Annotated in this window: 16 protein-coding genes and 1 riboswitch; of the genes, 9 read left to right on the forward strand and 7 right to left on the reverse strand. The window is 40.5% G+C overall.

What is annotated here, in order from left to right:
- Positions 1-7 precede the first annotated feature (7 nt).
- A complete protein-coding gene (locus tag RMA95_RS09580) occupies positions 8-652 on the forward strand; it encodes an MBL fold metallo-hydrolase (RefSeq protein ID WP_019456911.1) in 645 nt (214 codons plus the stop codon).
- Here the strand turns inward: RMA95_RS09580 and RMA95_RS09585 are convergent.
- Positions 649-843 carry a DNA gyrase inhibitor YacG gene (locus tag RMA95_RS09585; protein WP_004698974.1) on the reverse strand — a complete coding sequence of 65 codons (195 nt, stop codon included), beginning with the start codon at positions 841-843 and terminating at the stop codon, positions 649-651. The genes RMA95_RS09580 and RMA95_RS09585 overlap by 4 nt on opposite strands.
- Positions 844-930: 87 nt before the next feature.
- Between RMA95_RS09585 and RMA95_RS09590 the strand changes: the two genes are divergently transcribed.
- The 4 genes from RMA95_RS09590 to crcB all read left to right on the forward strand — a co-directional run bounded on the left by RMA95_RS09590 (position 931) and on the right by crcB (position 3,868).
- On the forward strand, positions 931-1,569 hold the full coding sequence (locus tag RMA95_RS09590) for an SAM-dependent methyltransferase (RefSeq protein WP_311070277.1): 639 nt from the start codon (positions 931-933) through the stop codon (positions 1,567-1,569).
- A complete protein-coding gene (locus RMA95_RS09595; RefSeq protein WP_311070278.1) occupies positions 1,559-2,764 on the forward strand; it encodes a TIGR03862 family flavoprotein in 1,206 nt (401 codons plus the stop codon). Before RMA95_RS09590 ends, RMA95_RS09595 begins: the two co-directional genes overlap by 11 nt.
- A 77-nt stretch (positions 2,765-2,841) precedes the next feature.
- Positions 2,842-3,252 carry a GFA family protein gene (locus RMA95_RS09600; protein ID WP_311070279.1) on the forward strand — a complete coding sequence of 137 codons (411 nt, stop codon included), beginning with the start codon at positions 2,842-2,844 and terminating at the stop codon, positions 3,250-3,252.
- Positions 3,253-3,296: 44 nt separating this feature from the next.
- Positions 3,297-3,363, forward strand: a riboswitch (Fluoride riboswitch).
- Positions 3,364-3,487: 124 nt separating this feature from the next.
- Entirely contained in the window at positions 3,488-3,868 is a 381-nt protein-coding gene (gene crcB / locus RMA95_RS09605; RefSeq protein WP_199996254.1) for a fluoride efflux transporter CrcB, read from the forward strand.
- Positions 3,869-4,333: 465 nt separating this feature from the next.
- On the opposite strand, the gene RMA95_RS09610 is transcribed toward crcB, so the two are convergent.
- From RMA95_RS09610 to RMA95_RS09620, 3 genes are all read right to left on the reverse strand, one after another.
- Positions 4,334-4,669, reverse strand: a complete 336-nt coding sequence (locus RMA95_RS09610; protein ID WP_311070280.1) for a HopJ type III effector protein — start codon at positions 4,667-4,669, stop codon at positions 4,334-4,336.
- A 252-nt stretch (positions 4,670-4,921) separates the two neighbouring features.
- Positions 4,922-5,176 carry a type B 50S ribosomal protein L31 gene (locus RMA95_RS09615; RefSeq protein ID WP_032027678.1) on the reverse strand — a complete coding sequence of 85 codons (255 nt, stop codon included), beginning with the start codon at positions 5,174-5,176 and terminating at the stop codon, positions 4,922-4,924.
- 102 nt (positions 5,177-5,278) lie between these two features.
- A complete protein-coding gene (locus RMA95_RS09620) occupies positions 5,279-6,577 on the reverse strand; it encodes an AarF/ABC1/UbiB kinase family protein (RefSeq protein WP_311070281.1) in 1,299 nt (432 codons plus the stop codon).
- A 257-nt stretch (positions 6,578-6,834) separates the two neighbouring features.
- Here RMA95_RS09620 and RMA95_RS09625 point away from each other — a divergent pair, with 257 nt between their 5' ends.
- Together RMA95_RS09625 and RMA95_RS09630 are read left to right on the forward strand one after the other, a co-directional pair.
- A complete protein-coding gene (locus RMA95_RS09625; protein ID WP_311070282.1) occupies positions 6,835-8,082 on the forward strand; it encodes an SfnB family sulfur acquisition oxidoreductase in 1,248 nt (415 codons plus the stop codon).
- Positions 8,083-8,114: 32 nt separating this feature from the next.
- On the forward strand, positions 8,115-9,365 hold the full coding sequence (locus RMA95_RS09630; RefSeq protein WP_077164972.1) for an acyl-CoA dehydrogenase family protein: 1,251 nt from the start codon (positions 8,115-8,117) through the stop codon (positions 9,363-9,365).
- A gap of 34 nt (positions 9,366-9,399) precedes the next feature.
- Here the strand turns inward: RMA95_RS09630 and abeM are convergent, their stop codons facing one another.
- Both abeM and RMA95_RS09640 read right to left on the reverse strand, forming a co-directional pair.
- Positions 9,400-10,746, reverse strand: a complete 1,347-nt coding sequence (abeM, locus tag RMA95_RS09635; protein WP_019456920.1) for a multidrug efflux MATE transporter AbeM — start codon at positions 10,744-10,746, stop codon at positions 9,400-9,402.
- A gap of 32 nt (positions 10,747-10,778) precedes the next feature.
- A complete protein-coding gene (locus RMA95_RS09640) occupies positions 10,779-11,240 on the reverse strand; it encodes a DMT family transporter (RefSeq protein WP_004698953.1) in 462 nt (153 codons plus the stop codon).
- Between the two features lie 117 nt (positions 11,241-11,357).
- Between RMA95_RS09640 and hemW the strand changes: the two genes are divergently transcribed.
- Positions 11,358-12,512, forward strand: coding sequence for a radical SAM family heme chaperone HemW (gene hemW / locus RMA95_RS09645; protein ID WP_311070283.1), 1,155 nt, complete (start codon positions 11,358-11,360; stop codon positions 12,510-12,512).
- Positions 12,513-12,563: 51 nt separating this feature from the next.
- On the opposite strand, the gene RMA95_RS09650 is transcribed toward hemW, so the two are convergent.
- The gene (locus tag RMA95_RS09650) at positions 12,564-13,319 is read right to left on the reverse strand and encodes an SDR family oxidoreductase (RefSeq protein WP_311070284.1); all 756 of its coding nucleotides are present in this window, start codon (positions 13,317-13,319) and stop codon (positions 12,564-12,566) included.
- A 113-nt stretch (positions 13,320-13,432) separates the two neighbouring features.
- Here RMA95_RS09650 and RMA95_RS09655 point away from each other — a divergent pair, with 113 nt between their 5' ends.
- The gene (locus RMA95_RS09655) at positions 13,433-14,329 is read left to right on the forward strand and encodes a LysR family transcriptional regulator (RefSeq protein ID WP_311070285.1); all 897 of its coding nucleotides are present in this window, start codon (positions 13,433-13,435) and stop codon (positions 14,327-14,329) included.
- Positions 14,330-14,449: the final 120 nt, after the last annotated feature.

Below are 14,449 nucleotides of genomic sequence, written 5' to 3' on the forward strand. Positions count from 1 at the left end.
GGTTCTTATGCTGCAAGTCAAAATTGTTCCAGTTACTGCTTTTGCTCAAAACTGTTCTTTAGTCTGGGACAGTGAAACAAAAGAAGCAGTTTTGATTGATGCAGGCGGTGACGCTGCTGTTTTGAAGAAAGAAGTAGAAGCTTTAGGTTTAAAAGTAAAGGCACTATGGCTTACTCATGGGCATTTAGATCACGCAGGGGCAGTGGGTGAACTCGCACAAGAATGGAGTGTTCCCGTTGTTGGTCCGCATAAAGAAGATCAGTTCTGGTTAGATATGATTCAGGAAGTTTCAGCACGTTATGGCTTTCCAATTCCACAGCCAGTAAAAGTTGATCAATGGCTTGAAGGCGGCGAAGTGCTCAAACTCGGTGAAGATGAGTTTGAGGTACGTTTTGCACCAGGACATACACCAGGGCATGTCATGTTCTATAACAAGAATCATGGCTTACTCTGGACTGGCGATGTCCTGTTTAAAGGCTCAATAGGAAGAACAGACTTTCCACGTGGTAACCATGAGCAACTCATTGAATCGATTCAACGTGAATGCTTTAGCTTGCCAGATCAAACCCAATTTATTTCAGGTCATGGTCCAATGAGTACCATTGGCTATGAAAAAAAATTTAACCCGTTTGTCGCAGGTAAAGCGGGTTAATCCTCATAATCATCTTCATGCTGACTACCCTTGTTTTGCTGAGGAGCATCTTGGGTAGGCAGTCTATATTCATCGTTTGCCCAAGCGCCTAAATCAATGAGTTTACAACGTTCAGAACAAAATGGACGAAATTCATTGCCTTCCCAAACACTTGGTTCACCACAACGTGGGCAGGGGAATGTACGTGGCATAAAGCGATATCCTCAAAGTGAAGAGAAATAGATTAGGCAAAAGTCAGGTGACTTGTTAGACTTGTGCCGATTTTTATTTAGTTTGATGTGATTATGCAGATTCGTCAATTTCAAGCACAACGTATGCAAGCGCCTCGCGATTTTACCCCAATTGAAAATACTCCAATTTGTGTAGAAATTGGGGCGGGCAAAGGTAAACATGCTTTGCTATTTAGTGGGCAAAATCCACAGCACACGTTATATGCGATTGAACGAACCCGAGAAAAATTCTTGGCAATGCAAAAGCAGCATGGTTTAGAACCACGAGAAAATCTGGTACCTGTACATGCGGATGCTTTGCCGTGGGTGGTACATGCTTTACAGCCTGCACAAGTTGAACATTTTTTTATTCTTTATCCGAACCCAGAACCGCATAATCCGGCACAACGCTGGTTGAATATGCCATTTTTTGAGTTTCTGTTATCACGTCTGAAAACAGGCGGAACCATTACTTTGGCAAGTAATATTCCTGAATATATTGAAGAAGCTGAACAACAGTTATTAAATGTGTGGAAGCTGCCTTACCAAAAAGAAAAAATTGCGCAAACCTCTGCACGTACTCATTTTGAAATTAAATATTTAGAGCGTGGCGAGCTTTGCCAGCAGCTCATTATGACCAAGCCTGAAGGTTATAAAACTCGATTTGATGAGTTTGCACCGCTGCAAGGGCAAACACATGTCGAATAAGCGGGTTGCCATTATCGGTGCTGGTCCGGCTGGTCTTATGGCTGCTGAGGTACTGAGCCAGTATACTTATGAAATTGATGTGTTTGAGCAAAAACCTTCGGCTGCACGTAAGTTTTTGATGGCTGGTAAAACGGGTTTAAATATCTCGCATGCCGAACCATTAGCCCAGTTCATTGAACGTTATGACCATGCAGAATGGCTCAAACCGTGGGTTGAAAAATGGGATGCAGTCTGGATTCAGAACTGGATGAAAAGTTTGAGAATAGACTCGTATGTGGGTAGTTCCGGTCGCATTTTCCCTGTCGAAATGAAAGCTGCTCCTTTACTGCGTGCTTGGCTCAAGCGCTTGGCAGAGCAACAAGTTAAATTCTTTTATCGTCATCGTTGTATTAATTTGCAAGGTACAACTGTGACTTTAGAAAACCAAAATAATCAAAGCAGCAAGACTTTTACCCAACAATACGATGCAGTCGTATTGGCTTGTGGGGCTGTATCTTGGTCCCAATTGGGTAGCGATGGTGCTTGGCAGCAATGGGTGGATCAATCCAGTATTGAACCTTTTCAAGCAAGTAATGCAGGAGTATTGCACACTTGGTCAGCTTTTATGGAAAGCTGTTTTGGTGAACCTTTAAAGCGTATCAATGCGTGGGTTGAGCCTAGCCAAGTTACTCATGGCGATATTGTGATTACTCACTATGGTTTAGAAAGTGGTGTTATTTATAAACTTGGACGAGCTTTAAGAGAACAACAAAAACAAGGGAAAAGCTTAAATCTATTTTTAGATTTATTGCCTGATGTAGAGTTGTCAAAGTTAATTAAAAAATTGCAGGTTAGTAAAAAACAATCGCTCACCAATATCTGGCGTAAAGCAGGCTTAGACACGGCCAAAATTAACTTAATTAGAGAAGTGGTTGATAAAGCGCTATGGAGCCAACCAGAGGCTATGGCTCAGCAAATGAAAGCACTTCAAATTAAGCTAGATGGCTTTAGACCTATTGAGGAAGCAATTAGCTGTGCTGGAGGTGTTAAGCAAGGTGCATTAACTGAAAGCCTAGAGCTTAAACAAACCTCAGGTGTTTTTTGCTGTGGTGAAATGCTGGACTGGGATGCTCCTACAGGCGGCTATTTGCTTACAGCATGCTTTGCTACGGGACGAGCGGCTGGTGAAGGCGTGCATTCATTCTTAGAGAAATAACGCCAAATTCGGTACTATGTTTGATATGTGAAAAGTGTTATTTTTGAGCAATCAATAATAATAGGATTTATGAGAACATGTCTCAAGCATCGCCAGTTTATCAAGGAAGTTGTTTATGTCAGGGTATTCGCTATGAAATTAAAGGCGATATCGGAGATATTATTCAGTGTCACTGCCAACGTTGTCGAAAATCCAATGGAACAGCATTTGCCACCAATGCTCCTGTTAAAAGTACAGATTTTAAAATTATCCAAGGTGAAGACCTTGTCAAAAAATTTGCTGTGAACGGTGTGTATCGCTGGTTTTGTAGCGAATGTGGTTCACCGCTTATAAGTTCGCGTGATGCCCAGCCTGAACTATATCGTGTAAGAATTGGGTCACTCGATACACCATTAAACCAAAAACCGACAATGCATATTTTTGCTGCTTCAAAAGCAGAGTGGGAAAGCATTTGTGACGATTTACCGCAATACGATGAACGTCCATGATTTAAAAAGTATGTTTTAATCAAATTTTAGATGATTTAATATACTTAAAACGGGGAGATGGCATTCCTCCCTTGAAAAACCGCCGTATTGGCTAATGATGCCTACGTTACCCTCATATATTTATATCGCTGGGTACGTAGGTTATTGCGTACTCTGCTTATTTTTGGAGTATGCCATGTCACGTTTCCCATCATTTTTGTTTGCTCTTTTAGCATCTCACTAAAGGGGTGGTTCTATGTATTATCCTTTACTTTCAATTGCTGTAGGTTCAGTGCTAGGGGCATGGTTGCGTTGGTTTTTAGGTTTAAAACTTAACCCGATTTACCCGCAAATTCCACTGGGTACTGTCACTGTTAATTTAGTCGGTGGTTTTATTATTGGTTTTGCGATGGCCTATTTTGCTCATAGTGATTTAAGTCCGAACTATAAGCTTTTTGTAATCACAGGCTTTTGTGGTGCTTTAACTACCTTTTCGACGTTCTCGATTGAGATTGTGACTTTATTGCAAAGTGGTAAGTTGGGAATGGCGATGTTGGCGATTTCTGTTCATTTAATAGGATCGTTAATTTTTACGTGTTTGGGGTTGGCGACTTATTATTGGGTAGCGGGGCATTGAGTTTTTATATTTAAGAATTGACCATGATTTCAAGTTGTGAGAGCTCATCGAAGTTGAGTGTTGAGTAGGATTTTCACGACGGAGTCTTATCGTTGAGTTATCTAATGGAAGTAGCTAATTAAGTTACTTTGGTTTTGCCCAAAGTAACCAAAGGCATCTGTCATTCGCAGAACCTGTTCACTGAATCCATTTATCTTATGCTTTGCAAAAACAAACTTTTATTGACACCACGCAGGCTGCGAATGACGTTATCGCGTATCAAATGTAAGAGGCTAATAAAATAATTAAGAAAAATAAGGCATCTACTATCGTGACAGACGGCATGGATGCCGTCGTTTCGCTGTGCTACATGGATGTAGCATCAGCGGGACAAAGGGTTTTGTCACTTTTGCCCTCAAAAGTGAGGCATTGCCTATTAATAGGCTTTAGAAAATCTCATAATTTGAGGCTGTGCTAAAAAAATGATTAAGCTTTTTCAGTTAAAGCCTGACCTTCAAACTTCACACCATCCCAACCATTTTGCATAAACTGACGAATATTTTGGTGGTCAGTTCCTTCTGGTGTAGCCAATACAGATGCATAGTGCTCTGCAAATAAACTTAAAGTTTGTGTTTGGTCTAAACCTTGTAACTTGGCAAAAGAGAAAACTTTTGCACTGCCTTGATTTTCAGTCGCAGCGTTATACTGTGCGCCATTTTGAAAAGCTGTTGGAGTATGTTGGTAACGTGCTTCAATATGAGCTAAAACGTCTGAAAATTTTGCTGTGCCTGCTTGTAATTGGGCAAGTAACTCTTGTGCCATAATCTTAAACTTCCTATCAAATGGGACTTAAGCATAGCATCGAATACACGCTTTGAAAGCTTGAGAGCTATAAAAAATGATGGGTTGTTGAAAATAATCAGAAGCGTTTTTAGGCAAATTGTGGATAAGTTTTAGTTTATACACAACTGAAAAAAGTATAGAAAAAATCCACATAAAAAAAGAAGCCTAAGTGGAGGAGATAGTCTTAGGCTTCCAATGATTTAAGTGTATTGGTCAAAACTTAACGTAAGATTAACTCTTACGATTGAAGCGAGCGAAGCGTTTGTTAAAGCTTGCAACACGGCCTTCATTACTTGCTTGACGTACTTCACCTGTATAGAAAGGATGTGAAGCACTCGAAATATCAAGAGTCACATAAGGATAGACTTGTCCTTGATATTCTTTGGTTTGTTTAGACTGAAGAGTACTACCAATTAAGAAGTAGACGTCTGCATTGGTGTCATGAAATAACACTTGTTGATAAGCAGGATGAATATCTTTACGCATGAGAGATTGTCCTAAATTATTTTTGATTAAAGAAATGTTATAACATAACATTAAATAAGTCAATGTAACCCTGAAAAGGCTACATTGGATCAGCTCATTGAGTTAATTAGCAGGAGGAACAAGTTCTTCAAATAAATCATTCAGGTTGTCATGTACTTTTAAGTGAATGAGGTTCCAGTAGTGTCCTGAAATGGTTCTATTGACCATTAAAGTATCTGGTGAAGGCTTAAACACATCCCAATATTTTAAAGACTTCTTCACAAGTAACATGCCATCATGATGTGATGAGTTCTCTGCAAAGTCATAGGTTGTGGTAAGCGGACGCAATAACACTTCAATCCAGAGCTTATAAAGGTCACTCGGAAATTTACCTTTCTCGTTCAAAGAGTGCAGGGCAAGTAATTCTGTTTCAATTAAGTCGATATCTTCATGACGAGCTGCATTCACCAATCGTTTAAAGCTATAGACAATTTCATTGGAAAGCGTTTTAACACTGCCATAGTCATAAATAATCACACTGCCATCTTGGCGGAAGGCAAAGTTACCTGGGTGAGGGTCACAGTGAAAACGCTTTAAAAAGAACATTTCCTGACCCAAAGCGCGGATTAAACGACGCCCAATAGTATTCCGAATTTCGATAGGCCAAGAACTCGCAGTTTCAATACTGTCACCTTGTTCAAGGCTTAAAGTCAAAATTCGTCTTGAAGAGTAATCTTTATAAACAGTCGGGATAATAATTTTGTCATCTAACTTGCTATGAAAAGTTTTAAAGACCTCAAGATTTTGAGCCTCAATTTCATAGTTAAGCTCTGCTGACAGGCTATCTTGAATCTCTGCAAAAAGTTGATCTTGCAGTTTTTTATCAATTTTAAGTACACCCATTAAGCGTAGTGCTAAACGTACTTGTTTTAAGTCACTTTCGCAGGCTTCATCAACACCGGGATATTGAACCTTAACCACAACTTGTTGGCCATTTGGCAAAACTGCTTTGTGAACTTGTCCAATTGATGCAGCGGCAAAAGGCTGTTCATCAAAAGATTTAAAGGCAACATTGAGCGGTTTTCCAAGCTCACGTTCCACTTGTTGCTGAATCGCAGAAAAAGGCATGGCTGGAGCTTGGCGTTGTAGTTTTGATATCGCTTTAGCAACTTCTGGTGGGAAGATATCTTTATATTGCGATGCAATTTGCCCAACTTTCATAACAGCACCTTTCATTTCACCTAAGGTGTCTGCAATCTGTAGACCGATATCTTGAAACAATTTAGTTTTTGCAGCCAGTTTCTGTTCTTCATCCGCAGTCAGGTTTCGAATCGAGTTAGAAACGGTTTTTGTTGCAATGCTCGCGGTCATTCCTGCAAGTTTCATAAATCGTTTGCCAGGTGAACTTGCATTCTTTGCCATATCTTCGATACCTCGTTGACTACAACATAATATTGTCTAGTTTTGATCATAGGTGACAAAACTTAAAAAGCCTATATGAAATTGTTTAGCGCATGTAAGAAAATTTTCGAAAAACAAAACGTTATTTTTAAAGTAAAAAATGTGAAAAGCTTTTCAAAATTCATTTCATAAACAAAGCTTTAATATCTATAAAGTCGCTGTTTTTTTAGTGCTAAGGTGAAGGACATGTTAAATAAGAAATAGAGACAATAAAAGTTATGACCAATCTAAATTCGTCCTATGGGCGTTCTCAAGCGGTTCCTTTGTCTGTGTTTGAACAGTCAAAAGACGCGCATATTATTCGCTCTGATGAAGAAGCAATTGAGGTTGCTAAACAACTTGCTCAAGAGTTTGCACAAGAGGCATCCGATCGAGATAGAGAACGCCGTTTACCCTTAAATGAAATTCAACAGTTCTCACAAAGCGGTCTCTGGGCCATTACTGTGCCGAAGCAGTTTGGTGGCGCGCAAGTCAAGTATCGAACTTTAGCGGAAGTCATCAAAACAATTGCGAGTGTTGATCCATCTCTTGCTCAGTTGCCTCAAAACCATTTGGCTTTTATTGAGCATTTAAGACTAGACGCGAAACCTGAACAACAACAGTTCTTCTTTAATTTGGTGTTAAGAGGAATTCGTTTTGGCAATGCATTTTCCGAAAAACACAGTAAAACAGTCGCGGACCTCACGACTAAACTTCAAAAGACCGAACATGGTTATGAAATTAATGGCAAGAAATTCTTTGCAACGGGGGCTTTGCTTGCCCACTGGATTCCAATTGTTGCTGTAAATGAACAAGGACAACCTTATGCTGCACTTGTGCCACGTGAAACATCTGGGGTTAATATTATTAATGACTGGACCGGTTTTGGACAACGTACCACGGCTAGCGGTACGGTAGAGCTGAATCAGGTTCCAGTACGTGAGGAATATCTAGTTCCGATTTACCAAGCATTTGAACGTCCAACACCAGCAGGTGCTATTTCTCAGTTTATTCAGGCTGCAGTCGATGCAGGTATTGCGCGTGGAGCAATTGAAGAAACAATCCAATATGTCAAAAATCACAGCCGTGCATGGATTGATTCAGGTCTGGAAAAAGCCAGTGAGGACCCTTACACAATTGCAAATATTGGTGACTTAAAAATCAAACTACGTGCAGCAGAAGCGGTCCTTGACTTGGCTGGAGATGCAATTGATCAGGCCATTGCTGACACCACCGAAGAACATGTAAACCAAGCCACACTATTGGTTGCCGAGGCAAAAGTACTCACTACAGAAATTGCTATTTTGGCAGCCAATAAACTTTTTGAGTTATCGGGTACGCGTTCTACTTTATCTGAACTCAACCTTGACCGTCACTGGCGCAATGCCCGTACACATACCTTGCATGATCCTGTGCGCTGGAAGTATCACATTGTCGGTAACTATTACCTCAATGGCGTTCAACCACCTCGTCATGCATGGAGCTAAATTCAAGAAAAGACAAGATTAGGAGAATAACGATGACAACAGCCCAAATTGAATTAGAAGAACTATCGGTAGGCGCCGATTATGAGAAGGTAGCAAATAGATTTCGTCCCGTTTTTGAAAAAATTGCGCAAGGTGCAATTCAACGGGAAAAAGAGCGAATCTTACCTTTTGAGCCGATTCAGTGGTTAAAAGAAGCCAAGTTGGGTGCTGTACGAGTACCCCGTAAATATGGTGGAGATGGGGTTTCATTACCTCAACTGTTTCAGCTTTTAGCAGAGTTAGCAGAAGCTGACTCCAATATTGTACAAGCTTTACGAGGTCATTTTGCATTTGTTGAAGACCGTTTGGTTGCTCATAAAGAGCACTCACAAGAGGTCTGGTTTCAGCGCTTTGTACAAGGTGACTTAGTCGGAAATGCATGGACAGAAGTTGGAAATGTACAGATTGGTGATGTCGTTACACGTGTCACCAAAGACGCTTCGGGTAACTTGGTGGTAAATGGTGAAAAGTACTATTCAACTGGCAGTATTTTTGCAGACTGGATTGATTTATTTGCTTACGATGAAGTGAACGACCGTCATGTGATTGCTGCTATTTACCGTCATGAAACAGGTGTAAGTGTGCTGGATGATTGGGATGGTTTTGGTCAAAAGACAACAGGCAGTGGTACTTTAAAAGTACATCAGGTTCATTTGCCAGCTTCAAACCTCATTCCATTTGATCAACGTTTTAAGTATCAAACCGCTTTTTATCAGGTGGTGCATCTCGCAACATTAACGGGTATTGCGCGTGCCGCAGTCGAGACGTTTAGTCAGGAAATCCGTGAACGTAAACGTATTTTTAGTCATGGTAATGGTGACTTGGTTCGCCATGATCCGCAAGTTTTACAAGTAGTGGGTAAGGCATCCGCTCAAGCGTATGCAAGTGAAGCAATTACCTTAAAAACTGCCGAGGCCTTGCAAAAGGCTTATGAAAGTCATTTTGCCGAGTCTGAAGTGAAAGAGCATCAGTTTAATGTAGATGCCGAGCTTGAGTCGGCACAAGGGCAGGTCGTAATTTCTAACCTAGTGCTTGATTTAACCAGTCAGTTATTTAATGCCTTAGGGGCATCGGCAAGTAGCCAAGCGAAACAACTTGACCGTTTCTGGCGTAATGCGCGTACTGTATCTTCACATAATCCGCTTATTTATAAAGAAAAAGTGATTGGAGATTGGGAAGTAAACCGTACGGATTTACCTTTTGTCTGGCAAATTGGAGCAAGCCCGCGGGCAAAGTCTGCATAAAATAAAAAAAGCCGATGTTTCATCGGCTTTTTTATTAGGTTTGACTTAATCGTTTGGTATTTAAATAAAGCCGCGAGAGCAGTAAAACACAGGCAATGCTTAAGCCAATAATTAAACCTAGCCATACGCCAGCTACGCCCCAATGGGTATAACGTGCCAAGTAAAGCCCGATTGGAAAAGCAATTATCCAATACGCCATAAGCGTAATCCACATTGGTGCTTGAGTGTCTTGCATACCTCTTAAACAGCCAGCAGCACTGACCTGTAGAGCATCCATTAACTGATAACCCATTGCAAACCAGAGTAAATACATCGCAACAGGCATAACATTTATATCTTGAGTATAAACCGAGACAATTTGTTCACGGCCTAGAGCAATAAATGACATGGTCAATAGAGCAAAAAATATTGCTGTGCTCAAACCAATCTTTTGCACTTGGTACATGGAAGCCCAGTTCTTTTCACCATAATAGGTTCCCACGCGAATGGTTAAGGCAATCGCAAGTGAAAGCGGAATCATAAACAGCACCGAAGTAACTGAAATTGCCACTTGATGCGCGGCAATAAACACTTCACCCAGTGGACTAAGCACCAATGCCCCTGTACTAAAAATACTTACTTCAAAGAACACCGCTAAACCAATTGGCAGACCAAGCTGTAAGATTCTTTTAACCCAAGTCAGGTTAATTTTATCAAATCTGCTAAAAATAGACGTATTTCTATAAGCTGAAGCTTTATAAATATAGCCAGCTAAAGTAATCAGCATGAGCCATTGTAAAATGGATGTTGCAAAGCCACAGCCTGCGCTACCTAAAGCAGGAATTGGCCCTAAGCCATGCATGAAAATCATGTTTAGAGGGATTAAAACCACTAAGGCCAATAAGCTAATCGCGGTGACAGGGCGTGGGTGGCCTAAAGCTTCTGAATAGCCACGTAGCGCTGCGTACATGGTTACGGCTGGCATACCTAACCCAATAGCATGTAAGAATAAGCTTGCTTTAGGTCGTAAGCTTTCTGGGACACCAAACACGTGTAAGAAAAAAGGCATAAGCTGCAAAATGAGCATAGCCATTACACCTAAAATAATGGCAACCCATAATGACTGACGAACAATGACAGGAATTTGTTCTGTATTTCTAGCGCCTTTTGCCTCTGCAACTAGCGGTGTAGTGGCAATCATGATCCCGCTAAAAAGGAGCATAACAGGAATCCATAGACCTACACCTACTGCAATAGCAGCTAAGTCTGCTGCAGATAAATGCCCTGCCATAATGGTGTCAATTAATCCGAACCCTGCTTGAGCAAACTGCGTAATTAAAATAGGTAGCATTAAATGGAAGAGTTGTTTTAATTCAGTCCGAAACGACGTGACATTCGACACAAAAGATACTCTTTATAAATATAAAAATGAAACTAGCGCTGTAGGGTGAGTAACACACCAACAAAGATAACCACTCCACCTAGGAACCGTTGCCATGTAACAGGAGTTTTGTCTGTACCTAACCATCCAAAATGGTCAAGCAACATAGAAATAACCAATTGCCCAAAAACGACTAGCCCTGTAAAGGTTAAAAAACCAAGCTTAGGTGCAGTATAAATGCTCATGCTAATTGCATAAACCCCAAGGAATCCTCCTGTCCAAAGAAGCCACGGAATATTAGATATTTCACTTAAAGTAGGTTTCTCGGCACTTTGGAAGAAAACCATAATGGCTAAAACAATAGTACCTATGAAAAATGATAATAATGCCGCTTGCAAAGGTGAGTGTAATTGCTCACGAAGCTGAGCATTAATAGCGGTTTGAAAAGCCATGGCAACACCGATTCCCATAGCTAAGGGTAAGATCAGGAAAAGTTGACTAGAGAATTTCATCATTTTTATCAATATTTAAGTATGTTTAAAAACAGTCTAAAGCAATTAAGGTATGTTTTCATAAGCCCATTGATGCAGTCATGTTAAAATAGAAATATTGTGTAAATTGGACCTTGTTCCTTGGCTGTATTAAATCCTGCTTCTGTTCCGTTATCTTTATATATCCACATGCCTTGGTGCGTGCGTAAATGCCCTTATTGCGACTTTAACTCGCATGCCGTGCCTAATGGTGCGCTTTCGGCAGAACTTGAGCAAACTTATCTAAAAGCATTGGTAGCCGACTTTGAAACTCAAGTCGAGATGGCACAGGGACGTTCAATTCAAAGTGTATTTATTGGGGGTGGGACGCCTTCACTTATTTCTGCCAAAGGCTATGCATGGCTATTTGAGCAGCTTAAGTCATTACTTAACTTTGAAGATGACTGTGAAATTACCTTAGAAGCTAATCCGGGAACACTGGAACATGACCCGTTTGCAGGCTATTTAGAAGCGGGTATTAACCGTTTGTCGATTGGTGTACAGACTTTTAATACCGATCACTTGCAAAAGCTTGGGCGTATTCATTCAGCAAACAATGCTATGGATGCAATAGAGCAGGCACGACAAGCAGGCTTTAAGCGAGTTAATGTCGATTTGATGCATGGTCTGCCTGAGCAAACGTTAGAGCAAGCACTTTATGACTTAAAGATGGCTGTAGAGCATGGCGCGACACATATCAGTTGGTATCAACTTACTATTGAGCCAAATACCGTATTTTTCCGAACTCAACCTGTTTTACCTCAAGATGAGGTATTAGAAGATATTCAAGAGCAAGGTGAGGCCTATTTAAAAGCAAATGGCTTTGTAAACTATGAAGTGTCGGCTTGGCGTAAAGAACAACCTTCAGCCCATAATTTAAATTACTGGGAGTTTGGTGATTATCTTGCGATTGGTGCAGGTGCGCATGGCAAAGTAACACAGCCAGATGGCGTGTACCGTTTCCAAAAGACCCGTTTACCGAAAGATTACTTAGCAAAGGTTCCTGCTGAACATTTGCAAATGAAAAAGATTGAGGCAGATGAGCTACCTTTTGAGTTTATGATGAATGCCTTACGCTTAAATGATGGGGTAAACGCTGACTTATACGAACAGCGTACAGGTTTCAGTTTAGATGATTTAAATGATGTACTTACTTCATTACGGGCAAGGAAACTTCTGGTTGAGGATAGTGCTCGTTTAGCATGTACTGAGCAAGGGCATATTTTCTTAAATTCGGTACTAGAAGAGTTTTTATAATCCAATAGTCCTAAAGAAAAAGCCGCACAATGAGATGCGGCTTTTTTAATTTTAGCGGGTGGTATAACCGCCATTTGCGAAAATGGTTTGGCCTGTAATCCACCAGCCGTCGGTGACCAAGAAGCGAACTAAAGGTTCGATATCTTCAATTTTAGTAAGTCCACCTAAAGCTGAAGCCGATTTATGGTAAGTGACTGCTTCGGCAGACTCCTGACCATAAAAGAAAGGTGTATCCATGGGACCGGGTGCAACAGCAGTCACAGAAATTTGGCGATCTCCAAATTCTTTTGATGCAGCGCGGGTGTAATGCTCAACAGGTGCTTTTAAACCTTCGTAGGTTGAATAGAGACCCGTGTAGGCTGCCAGAAGAGAAGTCACGATTGAACAGATTTTTCCACCGTCATTTAAATGACGACCTGCCGATTGAATAAAGAAATAGGCAATTTTTGAGTTGATATCGCTCATGCTATCAAACTCTTGTTCTGTGGTATCTAAAAATGATTTCTTTAAAACCTTTCCAACTGTATTAATGGCAATATCAATTCCACCAAAATGCTGTTTGGTATCTATGAAAAGTTTTTCGATGTTATCGATATGAGTTAGGTCTGCCTGAATTAAAACAGCATCTACACCGAATGCTTTTACATCTGCGAGTGTTTGTTCGGCATCCGCTTGTGTTTCTGAACTATTGTAGTGAATTGCGATTTTTGCGCCTTGTTCTGCAAATTTACGGCTAATCAGTCCACCTAAGTTTTTTGCGCCGCCTGTAATCAATACAACTTTATCTTTAAGCGTATGAGTTGCCATGATGGTTATTCCTATGATGACTTGTTCTAATGTGTTTTTAGTCTAGATTGGCGGTAATTTTTGATCAATTATGCTAGTTTGGTTTAACTATTCAGAAAATACGAACAATTAAAATGGATCGGTTGCAGCAATTTTTTATTTTTATAGAAGTCGCTAAACGGCAAAGCTTTAGTGAAGTGGCACATCGACTCGATCTACCTCGCTCAACGGTAACCAGTGCCATTCAACAACTTGAAACTCATTATGGCGTACGCTTATTTCACCGTACCACCCGTAAAGTAAGCTTAACGCAAGATGGACAGCGAATATTGCCAGAGTGTCAAAACTTGTTGTTTGATTATGAACAATTAGAACAACTGATCCAGATGCAAAAACAGCATTATCGCGGTACATTAAAAATTTCAATGCCCAGTCGGATTGTGCATCAAGTGATTATTCCTGAGTTGTCAGATTTTTATCATCGTTATCCAGATATTTATTTGCAGCTTAATAGTTCTGATGACATGACTGACTTAATTGAAAAGGGGATTGACTGTGTTGTTCGGGTAGGTGAGCTAGATAGCAGTAGTTTAATTGCAAGATTGATTGGTCATTTGGTCATGGTGAACTGTGCAAGCCCCCATTACTTAGAACAGTACGGTACGCCTGAACAATTAGAAGATTTATCTCAGCACAAACTGATTAACTATGCGGGAGCTGTAGGAGAAAAACAGGGCGTATTTGTATATTCGGGTGGAACCGTCATGATGGATAGTGCTTTAAGTGTAAATAATACCGAAGCTTATAGTGCTGCGGCTTGTGCAGGTTTGGGGATTATTCAAGTTCCTTACTACGATGTTCAAGATAAAATAGAGCAAGGTATTTTAGTTGAAGTGTTGAGTGCTTATAGTGCACCATCACTTCCACTCAATATTTTATATCCGAACCGAAGTTATATTCCAAAGCGATTAGAAGTCTTTATGAGTTGGGTTGGAGAGGTTTTAAATCGCAAATGCATCGTCATCTTTTAGTCATAAAAAGAAAATAAGATAACAATAAAAAAAGCCTCTCAAATTGTGAGAGGCTTTTTAGAATTTGGTGGGTCGTCCGCGACTCGAACGCGGGACCAACGGATTAAAAGTCCGCTGCTC

Origin of the sequence: Acinetobacter sp. V110_1 (assembly GCF_031798975.1) — a bacterium.
In the GTDB taxonomy this organism is placed as follows: domain Bacteria; phylum Pseudomonadota; class Gammaproteobacteria; order Pseudomonadales; family Moraxellaceae; genus Acinetobacter; species Acinetobacter nosocomialis_A.